The following is a 17,626-nucleotide window of genomic DNA, read 5'->3' as shown; positions in this document are numbered from 1 at the left end:
AGGAGGAAAAAGAAATGATTAATGTAATAGGGTTAGGATATATAGGGCTGCCAACAGCGCTTATGTTTGCAGCACATGGAGTTGAAGTCGTTGGCACTGACTACAATAAGCAGCTTGTAGATACGCTAAATAAAGGGAAAATAACATTTAAAGAAGAAGGGCTCGAAGAGCTCTTTTTTAGTGCATTAAAAGAAAAAATTACGTTTTCACATGAGTATATATCTACAGATATGTATATTATAGCGGTTCCGACCCCCTATAATAAAGTCAGTAAAAAGATTGATGCAGGGTTCGTGACACGGGCAGTAGAAAATATATTAGATGTATGTCCTAAGGGAGCAATTGTTGTAATAGAATCTACGATATCGCCAGGGACTATAGATCGGTTTGTAAGACCTATTATCGAAAGCTATGGTTTTACAGTTGGTAAAGATATTCATTTAGTACATGCACCGGAAAGAATCATACCAGGAAACATGGTATATGAATTGAAGAATAACAGTAGAACAATAGGTGCTGATTCTGAGGAAATAGGCAAAAAAGTAAAAGAACTATATTCCTCTTTTTGTCAAGGTGAAATTATAGTAACAGATATTCGAACTGCTGAAATGACTAAAGTAGTAGAAAATACATATAGAGATATTAACATTGCTTTTGCAAACGAACTGGCAAAAATATGTAGAAGTGACAATATGGATGTGTATGAAATTATCCGGATTGCAAATCACCATCCGAGAGTAAATATACTTTCTCCAGGACCGGGGGTAGGAGGGCACTGCATATCTGTAGATCCTTGGTTTTTAGTTGGCGATTATCCAGGACTTGCGAATATAATACTTGCAGCAAGAAAAATCAATGATGGCATGCCAGAGTTTGTTTTAGAAAGAATACATGACATTATGAAGAAAGAAGGCATTACAAGAACCTCTAAAGTAGGATTGTATGGTCTTACATATAAAGAGAATGTGGATGATATGCGGGAAAGTCCAACTTTACAACTGTTAGAGAATATGGAAAAGCATTTGTCAGTTGGAGAAATTAAAGTTTATGATCCATATATTACAAAAGATGTTGTAAAGGGTCAATATCATGATTTTGACTTATTTTTACAAAATGTTGATATGGTTGTAATTATGGTTGGACATGATGAGATAAAAGAGAATTTGGAAAAACTAGAAGGGAAAGTCATCTTGGATACACGAAAAATTTGTCAGAAAAAAGGAACATATTATTTATAGAAACGAGAGAGGAATGAAATCATGAGAAAGATTATGCTGGTATTTGGAACACGGCCAGAAGCAATTAAGATGTGTCCTCTGGTAAATGAATTAAAAACAAGAAAGAATATCAAAACAATTGTATGTGTGACAGGGCAGCATAGGCAGATGCTTGATCAGGTATTGGATGTATTTCATGTTAAGCCAGACTATGATTTATCCATTATGCAAGAAAGACAAAATTTATTTGATGTAACAGTAAATATTTTAAATAAGATTAAGGAGATACTAGAAAAGGTAAATCCAGATGTTGTTTTGGTACATGGAGATACCTCTACAACATTTGTAACAGCATTGGCTTGTTTTTATCTTCAAATACCAGTTGGACATGTAGAAGCAGGACTGCGGACTTATAATATATTTTCTCCCTATCCGGAAGAGTTTAATCGTCAGGCAGTAAGTATCATTGCTAATTATAATTTTGCCCCTACAGATGTGTCAAAAGAGAATCTCGTAAATGAAGGGAAATCAGTAGAAAAAGTTTACGTAACGGGCAATACAGCTATTGATGCCTTGAGAACAACTGTGACAGAAAATTACACCCATCCGGAGTTAGAATGGGCAAAAGGTAGCAGACTTATTATGATTACTGCACATAGAAGAGAAAATTTGGGAAAACCAATGGAGGCTATGTTCCGTGCTATTAAGCGAGTATGTGATGAGCATGAGGATGTCAAAGCAATTTATCCTATACATATGAATCCGATTGTACGTGAAACGGCTCAAAAAATTTTAGGAGGTGATGAGAGAATACATATTATAGAGCCATTAGACGTATTGGATTTCCATAATTTTCTCGCGAGAAGTTTTCTAATCTTGACAGATTCTGGTGGGATTCAGGAAGAAGCCCCTTCTTTGGGAAAACCGGTTTTAGTTATGCGAGATACTACAGAAAGACCAGAGGGAGTTGAGGCTGGAACTCTTAGACTAGTGGGAACGGATGAAAATGTCATCTATAAAAATTTTAAATTGCTTTTAGAGAACGAGACGGAATATAAGAAGATGAGTGAGGCGAGTAATCCATATGGGGATGGCTTTGCTAGCAGAAGGATAGCGGATATTTTAGAGAGAGCATGAAGTGATTATTGGGGAAGCTATAAGGAGAAAAGGAATGAAAAAGATAATTGTAAATAAGATTATTGCGTTGGGGATTTGCTTTTGTGTATTGTTTGGAACAACAATAAATGTTTCAATCACTGCCTTAGCCGAAGAATCTCAGACACAGATGGCAAGCAAGGAAACCGAGGCTCAAAAGGAAGAAGAAACATTGAAAGAAGACAAAAATCAAGGGGAAGACAAGAATTCCGGTCAGAATAAGAATGAGACAGATAGTGTTGATGCAAATACAGAAGATTCGGAGCAAAAGGTAGAGAGTGATAGAGAGGATATGGCTAATATTCCGGAAGGAAAAGCAGAGGATGAGTCAGAAGATAGTTCGGTTAATAGCAATACGGAAGCGGATCAAAATCAAAGTCCAGACTCTGGTGATCTAAAAACTCAAGAGGGCGATGACGAAAAAAAAGATGAAAGTGTTTCTGCCAAAGAATTAAAAAGTTCATTAAATGCAAGAAGTACTTATAATATTACATTGGGAAGTACTATACAAGGAACAGTTTCTGATTCTAATCGTACGAATGTGTATCGCTTTAATGTGACTGAAGCCGGAAAGGTAACTTTTAATATGACGTCATACCTTCGTTATTATCATATATATTTATACGATAATAATGGCACTGAGATTTGGTCGGAAACATATAATTATTGGAACGATTCTCTAGAATATATAAATGATATTTTCAATATATATCTTGAAAAAGGAGCCTATTCCTTAGCGATTGAGGGGCATGATGGAAAAGAAAAGTATACATTAAAGACAGCTTTCGCATCTGCAGGGACTAATACATCGGAACCGAATAATTCTTTTAACAATGCAGTTGAAGTTAAATTTGGGAATACATATACCGGAATATTTGCGCCAAATGACCGATTCGACAATTTCCATTTTACACTTACCAAGTCAGGAAGGGTATCCGTTCAATTTACTTCATATTTGCCATACTATCATTATTATTTATATGACAAATCTGGAAAAGAACTTGATTCATTTACATATAATAGTTGGAATGAAAGTCAGGGATATATTACAGATTTATATTCTCATGATTTAGAAAAAGGTGAGTACTATATTAAAGTACAAACATTCAATGAGTATACTGGGAAATATAAAGCTAAATTTGATTTTAAGAGTTCCAATGCGACTAATAGTGAACCGGATAATACCTATTTGACAGGAACTAAATTAAATATGGGAGAATATTATTATGGACAGATTGCACTCAATGATTCTCATGATATATATAAATTTTCGCTTCCTGTTAAGACAGATCTGAAGATCAATTTTACATCGTATATGGAAGATTGTAACCTTCGTATCCTGGACGATAGTGGCGATAATATATGGTCACAGACATACATTGGATGGAATGAAGAGCAGGGATATATATCAAAGGTATATACGCATTCCTTAGAACCGGGATCCTACGCTATACAAGTTGAGAAGTGTAGCGATTCTACAGGAACTTATAAAATTCTTGTGAATGATGGAAAAGAACGGATTGAATTAAATAAGACAAATGCATCAATGACAAGCCTTGGGCAAACGGTGCAGCTTTCAGCTACAGTCAGGCCATCTGCATCTGTCACATGGTCCAGTAGTTCCACTAAGGTTGCGACGGTAAATTCCAGTGGAAAAGTAACTGCTAGAGGATTTGGAAAAGCAACAATTACAGCTAAAACCCCGAAAGGAGCAACGGCTAAATGTACGATTAATGTATTACCGGCTAGAGGTGAAATTGTAAAGATTACAAATCCTACTTATACAAGGCTAACAATCGAGTGGAAAAAAATACCAAATGCTTCCGGATATGAGTTGTATAGGAGCAAAAGTGAAAATGGTACATATACAAAAGTAAAGACTATAGAACGACCAACGATATTATCATATACAAATGGTGGGCTGAAAACAGGAACAAGATATTTCTATAAAGTTAGAGCATATAAAATTGTAGATTCTAAAAAAGTATATGGAACCTTTTCCTCTGTTGTTTCAGCAACTCCAATTCCTTCTAGGGTAACAGGAGTGACCACGGCATCAGCACGGTATGATGCCGTTAAGATAAATTGGGGTAGTGTTGTTGGCGCTACGGGATATGAAGTTTATAGAAGCGAGAGTCCTAAACAAAGCTATAAATATGTAAGTACAGTGACAGGAAATAGTAATGCAACATATACAAACACGGGCTTAGTAACAGGAAAAGTATATTATTATAAAGTACGGGCGTATTATTCATCATCCGGCAAAAAAATATATGGTAACTTTTCTAATGTGGTAAATAGGAAACCAATACCAGGAAAGCCGGCTATACAATCTGTAAAGAGCAGTTCATCAAAACAATTAAGAATTACATGGAATACAATTAGCGGAGCTAATGGGTATGAAGTGTATAGATGTAATACAAGTTCTGGAACGTATACAAGAATTGCTACGGTGATTGGAGGAAATAGTTTAACATATACAAATTATGGCCTTACATCAAATAAAACCTATTATTATAAAGTACGTGCATATAGAACGGTAAACGGAGAAAGAGAGTTTGGCTTATTGTCTGCTGCTAAATCTGGCAAGGCAAAATGATTAAAAAATAAGAACTAAAAAATACTTAATAAGAGACAAATTTCTAATGTAAAGGCGCACTATGATACAGAAAAATTTAAAAGCAAAGGAGATTCTTGTTACTGGCAGCGCTGGATTTATTGGCAGTAACTTAATTCTTGAACTACTTAAAAACTCTTCGCCGCTACATATTATCGGCATCGATAACTTAAACGACTATTACGATGTTTCTATAAAAGAATACCGATTAAATCAGATCAAGTCCATGGCAGATTCTCATCCGGAATCTACATGGACTTTTATTAAAGGATCTATTTCTGATCGAGAATTGATTCAATCGATTTTTGAAAAGTATAAACCATCCATAGTCGTTAATCTGGCGGCGCAGGCGGGCGTTCGGTATTCTATTACGAATCCGGACGCTTATATTGAGTCTAACTTAATTGGATTTTATAACATTCTGGAGGCCTGCAGGCATTCTTATGATAATGGAGAAACAGGAGTGGAGCATTTGGTTTATGCTTCCTCTTCCAGTGTATACGGATCCAATAAAAAAATCCCTTACAGTACAGAAGATAAGGTAGACAATCCAGTTTCGCTTTATGCAGCTACTAAAAAAAGTAATGAGCTGATGGCTCATGCTTATTCAAAATTGTATAACATTCCTTCTACAGGATTACGGTTCTTTACCGTTTATGGGCCAGCCGGGAGACCGGACATGGCCTATTTTGGTTTTACAAACAAATTGCGAGAGGGAAAGACCATAGAAATTTTTAACTATGGTAATTGTAAGAGAGATTTTACCTATGTGGACGATATTGTAGAAGGAGTAATTAAAGTTATGCAGAAGGCGCCGGAGAAGAGACGCGGGGAAGACGGGCTGCCAGTTCCTCCTTATGCAGTCTACAATATTGGAAACAACCAGCCGGAAAACCTTCTCGATTTTGTAACAATTTTACAGGAAGAATTGATACGTGCGGGAGTACTGCCGGAAGATTATGATTTCGAAGCTCATAAAAAACTTGTTCCTATGCAGCCGGGAGATGTGCCAATAACATACGCGGATACCAGTGCGCTGGAACAGGATTTTGGTTTTAAGCCAAGTACAAATTTGCGTGACGGACTGCGGAAATTTGCAGAGTGGTACAAAGAATTTTATGGATAGGATAATGAGGGTGAAAGTGATGAGCAAAAGAAAGATTGCAGTAGCTGGTACAGGGTATGTAGGATTGTCTTTGGCAGTACTTTTGGCACAACACAATCATGTTACAGCGGTGGATATTGTGCCGGAAAAGGTGGAGATGATCAATCATCGAAAATCGCCTATTCAAGATGATTATATTGAAAAATATTTGCGGGAAGAAAAGCTGGATTTAACAGCTACCATAGATGGAGAAAAAGCGTATAAAGATGCAGAATTTGTAATTATTGCTGCACCTACCAATTATGACAGTAAAAAGAACTATTTCGATACCAGTGCAGTGGAGTCAGTGATTGAATTGGTGCTGAAGGTCAATCCAGAGGCGATTATGGTTATTAAATCCACAATTCCTGTAGGATATACCAGATCTGTGAGGGAGAAGTTTGGAAGCAGCAATATTATTTTCAGCCCGGAGTTTTTAAGAGAATCAAAGGCTTTATATGATAATCTTTATCCCAGCCGTATTATCGTAAGCTGTGATGAGAAAACGGAGGCTGCTGCCCATACTTTTGCAGCTCTTTTGCAGGAAGGAGCTTTAAAAGAGAATATTGATACTTTGTTTATGGGATTTACCGAAGCAGAGGCTGTAAAGTTATTTGCAAATACATACCTGGCGCTTCGAGTATCCTATTTTAATGAACTGGATACTTATGCAGAAGTGAAAGGGTTAAACACTCAGGATATTATCAAAGGAGTATGTCTTGATCCTAGGATCGGAGATCAATATAATAATCCATCATTCGGATACGGTGGATATTGCCTGCCTAAAGATACGAAACAGTTACTTGCGAATTATCAGGATGTACCGGAAAATTTGATTGAGGCAATTGTGGAGAGCAACCGCACAAGAAAGGATTTTATTGCAGACCGTGTCCTGGAGTTGGCAGGAGCCTATGGGAATTCAGAGAGTTACTCGGCTGATAAAGAACATGAGGTAGTAGTAGGTATCTATCGTCTGACAATGAAATCTAATTCTGATAATTTCCGTCAGAGCAGTATACAGGGAGTTATGAAGCGGATTAAGGCGAAAGGTGCAACAGTAGTAATCTATGAACCAACGCTGGAAGATGGCCACACTTTCTTTGGAAGCAGAGTGGTAAATGATTTGGACAAGTTCAAGGAGATGAGCCATTCCATTATTGCGAATCGCTATGACAGCTGTCTGGATGATGTCCGGGAGAAAGTATATACCAGAGACCTGTTTAGACGGGATTAAAGGTTATTGCTGGATTTTATCAAAACTGGAAACAAGGTAATTAGAAGGAAAATAAACCTGGATTTTAATTTCCATAAATCAGGTCTTTACTTTCCTTCTTTTTTACTCTATAATAAAATTATGTAAATAAGATATCTTTATTTATTTCTTGCCGAAAAATAGGACTAGAACGATGTTGAGAACATAAAACGATTCTGTGAACGTCAAATTTACGTATGAAAGAAAGTGAAAAGCAAAGCCGAATTCTGGAGCGAGAAAAGCTCATAGAAGAAGTGAAGAAACTGACGCTTTTTGATGATGTTTTTATGTCGGCTGTTCTGGAAGATATTCCTGCATGTCAACATGTATTGCGGATTTTGACAGGAATTTCTGATTTGAGTATACGTACAGTAAAAAGCCAATATCATATAACAAAGCTCGTTTCCAAACGTTCAAGGTTGGATATTTTTGCAGAAAGTACAGATAATCAGATTTATATTATTGAAGTTCAGAAAGAAGATAAAGGGAATCATTCAAAAAGGGTTCGGTATTATCGCGCCATGGCAGATAGTGAATTGCTGCGCAGAGGCGAGAGTTATGAGAAGATTCCAAAGTGTTCTCTTTTTTATATCAGCGAAACGGATATATGGAATAGGGGAAGCACGGTTTATCCCATATATAAATATCTGGGAAATACTGGGGAAGAATATGAGGACGGGCAGCACATTATTTTTGTCAATGCAGAAGTAGACGATTATACTGAAATTGCAGAGCTGATGAAATATTTTAAGACAGCGGATCCGGAAGATGACAGTCAGGGGGCTTTGTCGAAGCGTGTCAAGTTTTTGAAAGGTGAAAAGAAAGGACTGGATATCATGAGTAATTTTGGAGAAAGAATGGAGAAAAGGGGAGAGGAAAGGGGAGAGAAAAGAGCAGAGAGAAGATTGATTTTGGGCTTATTGAAAGCTGGGGCAGAAATCAGTCTTATTAAAGAAGCTAGTGGATTGAGCGAAGAGGAAATCGAAGAAATAAGCAAGAAATCAGAGTTCCAGGAAATATGAGAAAAGGCGGGACGTTATGAGTAATTTTGCAGAACGAATGGAACAAAGAGGACGAAAGCAAGAGCAAAGACGACTAATCTTAGGACTTCTGAAAGCTGGAGCAGAAATCAGTCTTATTAAAGAAGCCAGTGGACTGAGTGAAGAGGAAATCGAGGAAATACGTAAAGGAGCGGAAGTTTAAAAGTGCTTCTGTAACACCAAGGATATGAATTATGATAGACAGCGACCGAATATTTGAAGGACTGGAAAAAGAGAGTAGAGCAGCTGGAGACTGTCCGGTCTATGATCCGATGCCAATAGAAGATGAAAAGATAGGGGAGAAATGTCGCCATGACTTCTCGGCGGAACAGAAAGAGAGGTTAGCAGCGTATTTTCGTGCATTGAAGCAGATAAGAAGAAAGTAACGAAACGCCTCTGTGCCATTCAAAAGCACAGAGGCGTTTTTTATTCAATAGGAAACTTCGTTCCCTATTGAATAAAACGCTCCGCGGGATGCGCACTCGCGCGAAGTGAAATTTGCCGCTAGAGCGACCGCGCTCGGCGCGAGAGTTCCGCTTGCGGAACTCTTTATTATTTTTCTTCCCGGCGATGATCCTCCCATACTTTTTCTAGTGCACCGGGTGTTTCTATGAGAAGCTTTGTACCTTCTGCCATGCATCTGGCAGCGTACAGCATCCCTTTGTGACCGATGCTCATGCCGGCCTGGCGGGCAGCAGCCCAGTGATGAAGAGGTGTTCCCTTGCACATGGTGGCAGCGCTGATGGTGATCATAGGGACAACGTGGCTGACTTCGGAGGCATCCGTTCCAATAGCGATGGGAATGGGTTCATCTTCCAGCGGTTCCAGCCCTGTGAAATAAATGCCGTGATTGTTAAGCCTGGCTTCCTTGCTGATTTCGGCGGCAAAGTCCAGTTCTTCCTGTGTGTAAGTGGGGGTGTCGATTTTTGTCATAGCTTCGTAGTAAAGCTCGGTCAGTGTGCGGTTTATTTTCATTTCCCGACAGCTTTTCACCAGTTCGATGTCTACAGAAGTTCCGGTCATGAGTGCAGCGCCCCGGGCGCAGTCATCCACCCTCCGGCTTGCGTCCTCCGTGCGGGATCTTAGGGAAGAGCGGATGAAGTAGTTCGTTTTTGCGGTATCGGGAACTACATTGGCAGGGATGTGATTATCGATATAGGCATAGTGCATCCTCACGTCGCCCGGTACATGTTCACGAAGATAATTGACGCCGATATTCATGAGCTCTGCAGCGTCCAGCGCACTTCGCCCCTCTTCGGGAGATCGGGAAGCATGGGCGCTGATTCCGTGAAATGTGTAGTTTTTTACGTCCTGTGCCTGCCAGATATCGTTGCTGATCCGGTTCCGGTCAAATGGATGCCACATGACGGCAACGTCCAGGTCGTCAAATACGCCTGCTTTTGTCATGACGATCTTTCCGGACATGATTTCTTCAGCAGGACAGCCGTAGACAAGGATAGTACCGGGAGTTTTGGAAGTTTCCATATCATTTTTTAAAGCACAGGCAGCAGCGCATACACCTGTGCCGAGAAGGTTATGCCCGCAGGCATGGCCAATTTCCGGAAGGGCGTCGTATTCTGCCAGAAAGCCGAGACGAGGCGAACCATTTCCCCAGGTGGCGGTAAAAGCGGTGTCAATGCCGGCTGTTTTCCATGTTATTTGAAAGCCCTGATTTTCCAGGAAGGATGCAAGGCGCTTGGAAGAATAGATTTCTTCATAAGCAAGCTCCGGGTGACAGAAAATATCATGGGCTATATCCGTTAATTCTGCTTCATGGGAAGCAATCCAGTCTGCAATTCTATTCATATTTCTTTTTCCTCATTGTTTTAATTGGAAGAAGAGCTAAAAAACTCTTTGATTTAGTATAATAAAGTGACGAGTAAAGTATACAACAGATAATGGGAAAAAGAAAGTCAGGGGAGGTTTTGGGATAAATATAATAGGAAAATCTTAAGGAAATCTTCTGTAAATTTTGATTGCTTTTCCTGGTACATGGGGATATTATAAATACTACAATTGCGAAAGCAGAGGTGAAAGAAGAATGTTGCAGGAATTTATCGCGAAAGCGATTTGGTTTTTAAAGATATATTATGTGGAGAATCAGCTTCTGGTGCAATTCCTTTTGCTTTTTGTGATTACGTATATGCTTCTTATGTACTGGCTGAACCCGAGGCTGTCTCCTGTTTTGAGAAAAGTACTGGCGATTTTCTGTCTGCTTGTAGAGCTGGCAGGCATCGCTTATTTCACATTGGGATTCCGGGAGATTGGCACATCGCATCGATATGAGCTGGAAATGTTCTGGTCCTATAAAGAGTGGATTTTCGGCGGAAATGTGGAACTTGGAATGGAAGTGATCAATAATATCGCTCTGTTTTTCCCGTTGGGCTTCCTTTTGAACGATGCGCTGAAAAAGGCGTCTTTCTGGAAAGTGCTGATGCTGTCGATGTTTTTGAGTATTGCGGTGGAGAGTACCCAGCTTGTTTATAAGATCGGCCTTTTCGAATTGGATGATATCTTTAATAATACGGTGGGAGCAATGGCGGGATGGTGTCTCTTCCATATCCTGCGCTCTCCGGTGAGAAACCAGTGCCGGATGCCGAAGAAAAGAAGGCGGTATGCACAGGCGCGTCTGTAAATTGTCGGCTTATCCCTTTTCTCCTGGATCACGAGCGTGCTCTGAAAAAGAAGGAATAATAAAAGAAAAGGCACGTTAACTGACTGTATTCTGCGTGAAGCCGTACGCAGTTTCGCGGTGATTTCCTTATATAATCTATAGAAACTATAGAAAAAGGAGGTCACACGTGATGGTGAACGAAAACATGGAATTTGAGGCAATTGTCCGGCAGTGGCTGGATAATGTAAGGCTTCGCGTTAAAGAATCTTCCTATGTAAAGTATAATAATCTGGTGCGCAACCATATTTTGCCTCAGCTTGGCAGTGTGAAAGCGGGACAGATGACAACCGCTGTCGTGGAAGCGTTTGTACAGGATAAGCTGTCCGGAGGAAATTTGCGGGGAGAGGCCTTGTCGGGGAAAACAGTCAAGGATATTTTAACGCTGCTCAAGGAAATCTGCCGTTATGCATCTTATTGGGATGTGGAATTTCCCTGCCATTTCGAACTGATACGGCTGAAAAACTGTGACAGTCAGATCCATATCCTGGAGAGGCAGGAGCAGAGGAAGCTGGAGAAATTCCTGATGAGTGATGAAAGCCTGACTAAGACGGGAGTTCTTTTGAGTCTGTATATGGGACTTAGACTGGGCGAAGTCTGTGCGCTGAAAAAGGAAAACATTATTAATAAGGAAGAACTTCTGCAGGTGCGTTTTACTATGCAGAGAATACAGGATGTAAAAATGAGCGGGGGAAGGAAGACCAAGATCATTGTGACAGAGCCGAAAAGCAGCTGTTCGAGAAGGGATATTCCGATCCCCTTCTTTTTGCAGGAAAGATTGAAAACTCTGGAGAAATCTCCGGAAAATGCATATGTCCTTACGGGTACGGCAGATAAATTTATTGAGCCGAGAACCATGGAAAATATTTTTAAGCGGTATCTTAGGGAATGCCGGATGAATGAGATCAATTACCATGCGCTTCGCCACACGTTTGCCACCAGATGTATTGAAGAGGGGTTCGATATTAAATCTTTAAGTGAAATTCTGGGACATGCCAATGTAAATATTACGCTGAACCGGTATGTGCACTCTTCTATGGAACAAAAAAGAAAGCACATGGACCGGTTGTGCGTCAGTCCTTGACATGGGAAAGAGAATCGCTATAATAATCAGAAGAAAAGCAGCGGAAGGAATGGAAATGAATTGAAACGAAAAGTATTGACAGCGGCGGTCCTTTTCTGGATGTGTCTGATCTTCTGGTTTTCGGCACAGCCGGCGGATGAATCCAGCGATATGAGTCTTTCGGTTGGGAAAATAGCAGGAGAGGTTTTCGTGCCTGATTATGATAAATGGACAGAAAAGGAACAGGAAGCATTTGCCGAGCGAATAGATTATCCGGTGAGAAAGGCGGCCCATGCCACAGAATACGCCTGTTTTGCAGTCCTTCTTATGGGGATGTACCAAAGTTATGGGCTGGCAGGCAGAAGACAGATCATTGCCAGTTTTTTGTCGGCGGCGGCTTATGCGGCAACTGATGAATTTCATCAGCTCTTTGTACCCGGCAGAGGATGCAGAGTGACAGATGTGCTGATCGACAGTCTGGGGGCGGCAGCCGGTATTTTGATTTTCCTTACAGTGAGTTTTCTGCTTGCCCGGCCGGCGCATCGCAGGAAAGAAACGGAAAATGTAGTATTGGAGACAAAAAAAACCACATAATATAGTAAATTTCCAGCTTATTACACTTTTAACAGACAGGCTTTTGTGGTATAATAACCGCAGCGTGGTTATTATACCTGCGCATAGGGCGGTTTTTGTGGAACCGCAGAAATCCACTGCGCATCCGTCGGGCATATTATGGCGGTAGCCAAGTGTTCCGGGACGGGAAAAGCCAAGGGAGTATTAAGCATAGAAAACGCCGTGAGGCGAAAGAAAAATGCAGGGCAGGAAGCCCTGTATTTTTTTTATGGTGGCTGACGTCGCATGTTTCTTAAGGGGTTTGAAAAAAGAGATTGGTTTATGATAAAATAGAGAAGCATAAGTTTTCTTTTGGTAGAAATACTAATCGGAGGAGCATCCATGACAAGTAGAGAGGTTAGCTTTGTGGTAACAGAGGAGTATAGAGCTTGGATAGAGAACATAAAACAAAAAATCAGGCAGAGCCAAATCAAGGCATCTGTGAAAGTGAATTATGCTATGCTGGATTTGTATTGGGATATAGGCAGAGACATTGTGATAAAACAGAAAACTGCTAAATGGGGAGATTCTTTTCTGCCTGCTATGAGCAAAGATTTGAAAAAACATTTCCGAATATGTCGGGTTTTTCTGTTCAGAATTTGTAAGCCAAACGGATATGATAGAAAAAATGGTAAAAAGCATTCCGTGGGGACATAATCAGCGAATTGTTTATAAATGCCAAAGCATTCCGGAAGCATTATTCTATGTGCAGAAAACAATGGACAACGGGTGGAGCAGATCGGTATTAGAACATCAAATTGATAGCGGACTCTATGATAGGCAGGGGAAAGCAATTACTAATTTTTCTGTAAAACTTCCAGAGCCTCAATCAGACTTGGCAGTGCAGACTTTGAAAAATCCATATAATTTTGATTTCCTCACACTCCGAGAAGAATACGATGAAAAAGAATTAGAAGATGCCCTTGTTAACCAAATTACGCAATTTTTACTGGAGCTTGGCACAGGATTTTCCTATATGGGCAGACAAGTCCATATTCGTGTTGGAGAAAGCGATTTTTATATTGATTTGCTTTTCTACCATGCCCGTCTGCATTGTTATGTGGTGGTAGAATTGAAAACTGAAAAGTTTAAGCCGAAGTTCGCGGGAAAATTAAATTTTTATGTAACTGCTGTTAATAAACAGATGAAGACATTCCAAGATAATCCGACTATTGGAATACTCATTTGTAAAGATAAAGACGATGTTGTCGCAGAATATGCTCTTGACGATATATCACAGCCTATCGGGATTGCAGAATATGAATTGACAAAGGTACTGCGTGAGGAGTTTAAAAGTAGTCTGCCAACAGTAGAAGAAATTGAAAATGAGCTGTCTGAGTAAATTGGCTTACAACTTGTAAGCCAATTTGTCAAAATTAAAATTGAATATTATTTTTAACATAGCTGATAGGTGTTCATTGTGAAAATCCTTCAGCTTTTCTATTTAAAGGGGAAATCCTGTTTTTTCAGGAATTTTGGGCTATACCCTTGACTTTTCGGCTTAGACATAATAGAATAATCTAGCGCGTATAAAAATGTGCAGTATTTTTTTGCGCGTTTTAAACGGAATGACGTTTAAAAACCCGTAACTTATTTTTATCGTAGGAGGTGAAAAGAAATGCCAACATTTAACCAGTTAGTAAGAAAAGGACGTCAGACATCTGTAAAGAAGTCAACAGCACCGGCACTTCAGAAAGGATACAACTCCCTGAAGAAGAGAGCGACAGACGCATCTGCACCGCAGAAGAGAGGCGTTTGTACAGCTGTTAAGACAGCGACACCTAAGAAACCTAACTCAGCTCTTAGAAAGATCGCCAGAGTTCGTCTGTCTAACGGAATCGAAGTAACAAGCTATATTCCGGGAGAAGGACATAACCTTCAGGAGCATAGTGTTGTTCTGATCCGTGGAGGGCGTGTTAAGGACCTTCCAGGTACAAGATACCACATCGTAAGAGGAACACTTGATACAGCAGGTGTTGCCAAGAGAAGACAGGCTCGTTCCAAATACGGAGCAAAGAGACCGAAAGACGCAAAGAAATAAGCTCTTAGTAAATGTAAGAGAAAATTGTAGTCACAAACAGAACTATGATGAAGTAAGTTACAGGTATTACGGATAGAAGAAAGCGTTTCTTCCTGCCGTATGGCCTGTGCACTACACTGTATCATTAGAAAGACACATGTGAGTACCGATGAATTAATCAATTGTTTAAGGAGGGAAGGACCGTGCCACGTAAAGGACATACTCAGAAAAGAGACGTATTAGCAGATCCATTGTACAACAACAAAGTGGTTACGAAACTTATCAATAACATTATGTTAGATGGTAAGAAGGGAATCGCACAGAAGATTGTATATGGAGCGTTTGACAGAGTTGCAGAAAAGACCGATAAGCCGGCTATCGAAGTGTTTGAAGAGGCAATGAACAATATCATGCCAGTACTTGAGGTAAAGGCAAGACGTATCGGTGGTGCAACATACCAGGTGCCAATCGAAGTAAGAGCTGACAGAAGACAGGCTCTGGCGCTTCGCTGGCTGACCAACTTCTCCCGCGCAAGAGGCGAGAAGACAATGGAAGAAAGACTGGCAAATGAGATCATGGATGCTGCAAACAACACAGGTGCAGCAGTTAAGAGAAAAGAAGACATGCACAAGATGGCAGAAGCAAACAAAGCATTTGCTCACTATCGATTCTAATAGGAGGAAGAGACCTTGGCTGGAAGAGAATATCCATTGGAGAGAACCAGAAATATTGGTATTATGGCTCATATCGATGCTGGTAAGACAACATTGACAGAGCGTATTCTGTATTACACTGGTGTTAACTACAAAATTGGTGATACTCATGAAGGTACTGCTACCATGGACTGGATGGAGCAGGAGCAGGAAAGAGGTATTACAATTACTTCAGCCGCTACTACATGTCACTGGACTCTGGAAGAAAAGACAAAGCCGAAAAAAGGCGCTTTGGAACATCGTATCAATATCATTGATACCCCGGGCCACGTTGACTTTACAGTAGAGGTTGAGCGTTCACTTCGCGTACTTGACGGTGCGGTGGGCGTATTCTGTGCTAAAGGCGGTGTAGAACCTCAGTCAGAAAATGTATGGCGTCAGGCTGACACATACAATGTACCACGTATGGCCTTCATCAATAAAATGGACATCCTGGGTGCTGACTTTTACAACGCAGTAGAGCAGATTAAGACAAGATTAGGAAAAAATGCAATTTGTCTTCAGCTGCCGATCGGCAAAGAAGATGATTTCAAAGGAATTATCGACCTGATGGAAATGCAGGCTTACATCTATAATGATGAAAAGGGCGATGACATTTCTGTTACGGATATTCCGGATGATATGAAAGATGATGCGGAACTGTATCATACAGAACTTGTAGAGAAGATCTGCGAGCTGGATGATGACCTGATGATGGAGTATCTGGAAGGTGAGGAGCCGTCCGTTGATGCGCTGAAAGCAGTTCTCCGCAAGGCTACATGCGAATGTACAGCTGTTCCTGTATGCTGTGGATCTGCATACAGAAACAAAGGTGTTCAGAAACTTCTGGATGCTATCCTTGAATACATGCCGGCTCCGACTGATATCCCTGCTATCAAGGGTGAGGACGAAGACGGAAATGAAGTTGAGAGACATTCTTCTGATGAAGAGCCGTTCTCTGCTCTCGTATTCAAAATCATGACAGACCCGTTCGTAGGTAAGCTGGCATACTTCAGAGTTTATTCAGGAACTGTAAATTCCGGTTCCTATGTATTAAACGCAACAAAAGGCAAGAAGGAACGTGTAGGGCGTATTCTTCAGATGCACGCAAATAAGAGACAGGAACTGGATAAGGTTTACTCCGGAGATATCGCTGCAGCGATCGGATTTAAGTTCTCTACAACAGGTGATACAATCTGTGATGAGCAGCATCCGGTAATCCTGGAGTCCATGGAGTTCCCGGAACCTGTTATCGAGCTTGCTATCGAGCCTAAGACAAAGGCTTCCCAGGGTAAACTTGGTGAGTCTCTTGCAAAACTTGCAGAAGAAGACCCGACATTCCGTGCTCATACAGATCAGGAAACAGGTCAGACGATCATCGCCGGTATGGGTGAGCTCCACCTGGAGATCATCGTAGACCGTCTGCTTCGTGAATTTAAGGTAGAAGCTAATGTAGGTGCACCACAGGTTGCTTACAAAGAGGCGTTTACTAAAGCAGTTGATGTAGACAGCAAGTATGCAAAACAGTCTGGTGGACGTGGACAGTACGGGCATTGTAAAGTAAAATTCGAGCCAATGGATGTCAACGGTGAGGAGACATACAAGTTCGAGTCTACTGTAGTCGGAGGAGCAATTCCGAAGGAATACATCCCGGCAGTAGGCGAAGGTATCGAAGAAGCAATGAAATCCGGTATCCTCGGCGGATTCCCGGTAGTCGGACTGCACGCTACTGTTTATGATGGTTCTTACCATGAAGTCGACTCCAGTGAAATGGCATTCCATATTGCCGGATCCCTGGCATTCAAGGATGCGATGAAGAAAGCTGCTCCTGTACTTCTTGAGCCTATTATGAAGGTAGAAGTAACTATGCCGGAAGAATACATGGGAGATATCATCGGTGATATCAACTCACGCCGTGGACAGATCGAAGGTATGGATGATCTGGGCGGAGGAAAGATCGTACGTGCACACGTACCGCTTTCCGAAATGTTTGGCTATTCCACAGACTTACGTTCCAGAACACAGGGACGTGGTAACTACTCTATGTTCTTCGAGAGTTACAAACCGGTTCCGAAATCTGTTCAGGAAAAAGTTCTGTCAGGAAAAAATGAATAATTCCCGCGCATTTTCTTTGAAAAAGTGC

Annotated in this window: 17 protein-coding genes; 16 read left to right on the top strand and 1 reads right to left on the bottom strand. The window is 40.7% G+C overall.

Going from position 1 to position 17,626, the window contains the following annotated elements:
* Positions 1 to 14 precede the first annotated feature (14 nt).
* The 8 genes from EUBC25_RS05795 (at position 15) to EUBC25_RS05760 (ending at position 8,811) form a co-directional block, all read left to right on the top strand.
* Positions 15 to 1,238, top strand: coding sequence for a nucleotide sugar dehydrogenase (locus EUBC25_RS05795; protein WP_230107222.1), 1,224 nt, complete (start codon positions 15 to 17; stop codon positions 1,236 to 1,238).
* A gap of 21 nt (positions 1,239 to 1,259) precedes the next feature.
* Positions 1,260 to 2,354, top strand: coding sequence for a non-hydrolyzing UDP-N-acetylglucosamine 2-epimerase (wecB, locus tag EUBC25_RS05790; protein ID WP_230107221.1), 1,095 nt, complete (start codon positions 1,260 to 1,262; stop codon positions 2,352 to 2,354).
* Between the two features lie 34 nt (positions 2,355 to 2,388).
* Entirely contained in the window at positions 2,389 to 4,971 is a 2,583-nt protein-coding gene (locus EUBC25_RS05785) for an Ig-like domain-containing protein (protein ID WP_230107220.1), read from the top strand.
* 61 nt (positions 4,972 to 5,032) lie between these two features.
* Positions 5,033 to 6,115, top strand: a complete 1,083-nt coding sequence (locus EUBC25_RS05780) for an NAD-dependent epimerase/dehydratase family protein (RefSeq protein WP_230107219.1) — start codon at positions 5,033 to 5,035, stop codon at positions 6,113 to 6,115.
* 19 nt (positions 6,116 to 6,134) lie between these two features.
* Complete coding sequence (locus tag EUBC25_RS05775; RefSeq protein WP_230107218.1) at positions 6,135 to 7,367, top strand: nucleotide sugar dehydrogenase; 1,233 nt, start codon at positions 6,135 to 6,137, stop codon at positions 7,365 to 7,367.
* A gap of 215 nt (positions 7,368 to 7,582) precedes the next feature.
* On the top strand, positions 7,583 to 8,407 hold the full coding sequence (locus EUBC25_RS05770; protein WP_230107217.1) for an Rpn family recombination-promoting nuclease/putative transposase: 825 nt from the start codon (positions 7,583 to 7,585) through the stop codon (positions 8,405 to 8,407).
* A 16-nt stretch (positions 8,408 to 8,423) separates the two neighbouring features.
* Positions 8,424 to 8,588 carry a hypothetical protein gene (locus EUBC25_RS05765; protein ID WP_230107216.1) on the top strand — a complete coding sequence of 55 codons (165 nt, stop codon included), beginning with the start codon at positions 8,424 to 8,426 and terminating at the stop codon, positions 8,586 to 8,588.
* 31 nt (positions 8,589 to 8,619) lie between these two features.
* Complete coding sequence (locus EUBC25_RS05760; RefSeq protein WP_230107215.1) at positions 8,620 to 8,811, top strand: hypothetical protein; 192 nt, start codon at positions 8,620 to 8,622, stop codon at positions 8,809 to 8,811.
* Between the two features lie 166 nt (positions 8,812 to 8,977).
* On the opposite strand, the gene EUBC25_RS05755 is transcribed toward EUBC25_RS05760, so the two are convergent.
* Positions 8,978 to 10,231, bottom strand: a complete 1,254-nt coding sequence (locus tag EUBC25_RS05755; protein WP_230107214.1) for an amidohydrolase — start codon at positions 10,229 to 10,231, stop codon at positions 8,978 to 8,980.
* 235 nt (positions 10,232 to 10,466) lie between these two features.
* On the opposite strand from EUBC25_RS05755, the gene EUBC25_RS05750 reads away from it, so the two are divergent.
* From EUBC25_RS05750 to fusA, 8 genes are all read left to right on the top strand, one after another.
* Positions 10,467 to 11,060, top strand: a complete 594-nt coding sequence (locus EUBC25_RS05750; protein ID WP_230107213.1) for a VanZ family protein — start codon at positions 10,467 to 10,469, stop codon at positions 11,058 to 11,060.
* A gap of 169 nt (positions 11,061 to 11,229) precedes the next feature.
* Positions 11,230 to 12,180: a tyrosine-type recombinase/integrase gene (locus EUBC25_RS05745; RefSeq protein WP_230107212.1), complete on the top strand. Its 951-nt coding sequence runs from the start codon at positions 11,230 to 11,232 to the stop codon at positions 12,178 to 12,180.
* A 60-nt stretch (positions 12,181 to 12,240) separates the two neighbouring features.
* Positions 12,241 to 12,753 carry a VanZ family protein gene (locus EUBC25_RS05740; RefSeq protein ID WP_230107211.1) on the top strand — a complete coding sequence of 171 codons (513 nt, stop codon included), beginning with the start codon at positions 12,241 to 12,243 and terminating at the stop codon, positions 12,751 to 12,753.
* A 360-nt stretch (positions 12,754 to 13,113) separates the two neighbouring features.
* Positions 13,114 to 13,428, top strand: a complete 315-nt coding sequence (locus tag EUBC25_RS15140; RefSeq protein ID WP_255682351.1) for a DUF1016 N-terminal domain-containing protein — start codon at positions 13,114 to 13,116, stop codon at positions 13,426 to 13,428.
* Entirely contained in the window at positions 13,400 to 14,113 is a 714-nt protein-coding gene (locus tag EUBC25_RS05730) for a PDDEXK nuclease domain-containing protein (RefSeq protein WP_255682350.1), read from the top strand. Before EUBC25_RS15140 ends, EUBC25_RS05730 begins: the two co-directional genes overlap by 29 nt.
* Positions 14,114 to 14,389: 276 nt before the next feature.
* Entirely contained in the window at positions 14,390 to 14,812 is a 423-nt protein-coding gene (gene rpsL / locus EUBC25_RS05725; RefSeq protein ID WP_230107210.1) for a 30S ribosomal protein S12, read from the top strand.
* Between the two features lie 182 nt (positions 14,813 to 14,994).
* On the top strand, positions 14,995 to 15,465 hold the full coding sequence (gene rpsG, locus EUBC25_RS05720) for a 30S ribosomal protein S7 (protein ID WP_070088498.1): 471 nt from the start codon (positions 14,995 to 14,997) through the stop codon (positions 15,463 to 15,465).
* A gap of 15 nt (positions 15,466 to 15,480) precedes the next feature.
* Positions 15,481 to 17,598 (top strand): elongation factor G, encoded by a 2,118-nt coding sequence (gene fusA, locus EUBC25_RS05715; protein ID WP_230107209.1) that lies wholly within the window; start codon positions 15,481 to 15,483, stop codon positions 17,596 to 17,598.
* Positions 17,599 to 17,626 lie beyond the last annotated feature (28 nt).

Origin of the sequence: Claveliimonas bilis (assembly GCF_020892095.1) — a bacterium.
In the GTDB taxonomy this organism is placed as follows: Bacteria; Bacillota; Clostridia; order Lachnospirales; family Lachnospiraceae; genus Claveliimonas; species Claveliimonas bilis.
Note: the sequence above shows the minus strand (reverse complement) of the source record. Positions and strands in the feature narration are given on the sequence as shown.

Bases quoted from the DNA above. Each gene is read 5' to 3' on its own strand.
- EUBC25_RS05770 (WP_230107217.1), top strand. From the start codon at position 7,583: ATGAAAGAAAGTGAAAAGCAAAGCCGAATTCTGGAGCGAGAAAAGCTC.
- EUBC25_RS05760 (WP_230107215.1), top strand. From the start codon at position 8,620: ATGATAGACAGCGACCGAATATTTGAAGGACTGGAAAAAGAGAGTAGA.
- EUBC25_RS05785 (WP_230107220.1), top strand. From the start codon at position 2,389: ATGAAAAAGATAATTGTAAATAAGATTATTGCGTTGGGGATTTGCTTT.
- rpsL (WP_230107210.1), top strand. From the start codon at position 14,390: ATGCCAACATTTAACCAGTTAGTAAGAAAAGGACGTCAGACATCTGTA.
- EUBC25_RS05780 (WP_230107219.1), top strand. From the start codon at position 5,033: ATGATACAGAAAAATTTAAAAGCAAAGGAGATTCTTGTTACTGGCAGC.
- EUBC25_RS05745 (WP_230107212.1), top strand. From the start codon at position 11,230: ATGGTGAACGAAAACATGGAATTTGAGGCAATTGTCCGGCAGTGGCTG.
- EUBC25_RS05750 (WP_230107213.1), top strand. From the start codon at position 10,467: ATGTTGCAGGAATTTATCGCGAAAGCGATTTGGTTTTTAAAGATATAT.
- wecB (WP_230107221.1), top strand. From the start codon at position 1,260: ATGAGAAAGATTATGCTGGTATTTGGAACACGGCCAGAAGCAATTAAG.
- EUBC25_RS15140 (WP_255682351.1), top strand. From the start codon at position 13,114: ATGACAAGTAGAGAGGTTAGCTTTGTGGTAACAGAGGAGTATAGAGCT.
- EUBC25_RS05775 (WP_230107218.1), top strand. From the start codon at position 6,135: ATGAGCAAAAGAAAGATTGCAGTAGCTGGTACAGGGTATGTAGGATTG.
- EUBC25_RS05795 (WP_230107222.1), top strand. From the start codon at position 15: ATGATTAATGTAATAGGGTTAGGATATATAGGGCTGCCAACAGCGCTT.
- EUBC25_RS05730 (WP_255682350.1), top strand. From the start codon at position 13,400: ATGGTAAAAAGCATTCCGTGGGGACATAATCAGCGAATTGTTTATAAA.
- EUBC25_RS05755 (WP_230107214.1), bottom strand. From the start codon at position 10,231: ATGAATAGAATTGCAGACTGGATTGCTTCCCATGAAGCAGAATTAACG.
- EUBC25_RS05765 (WP_230107216.1), top strand. From the start codon at position 8,424: ATGAGTAATTTTGCAGAACGAATGGAACAAAGAGGACGAAAGCAAGAG.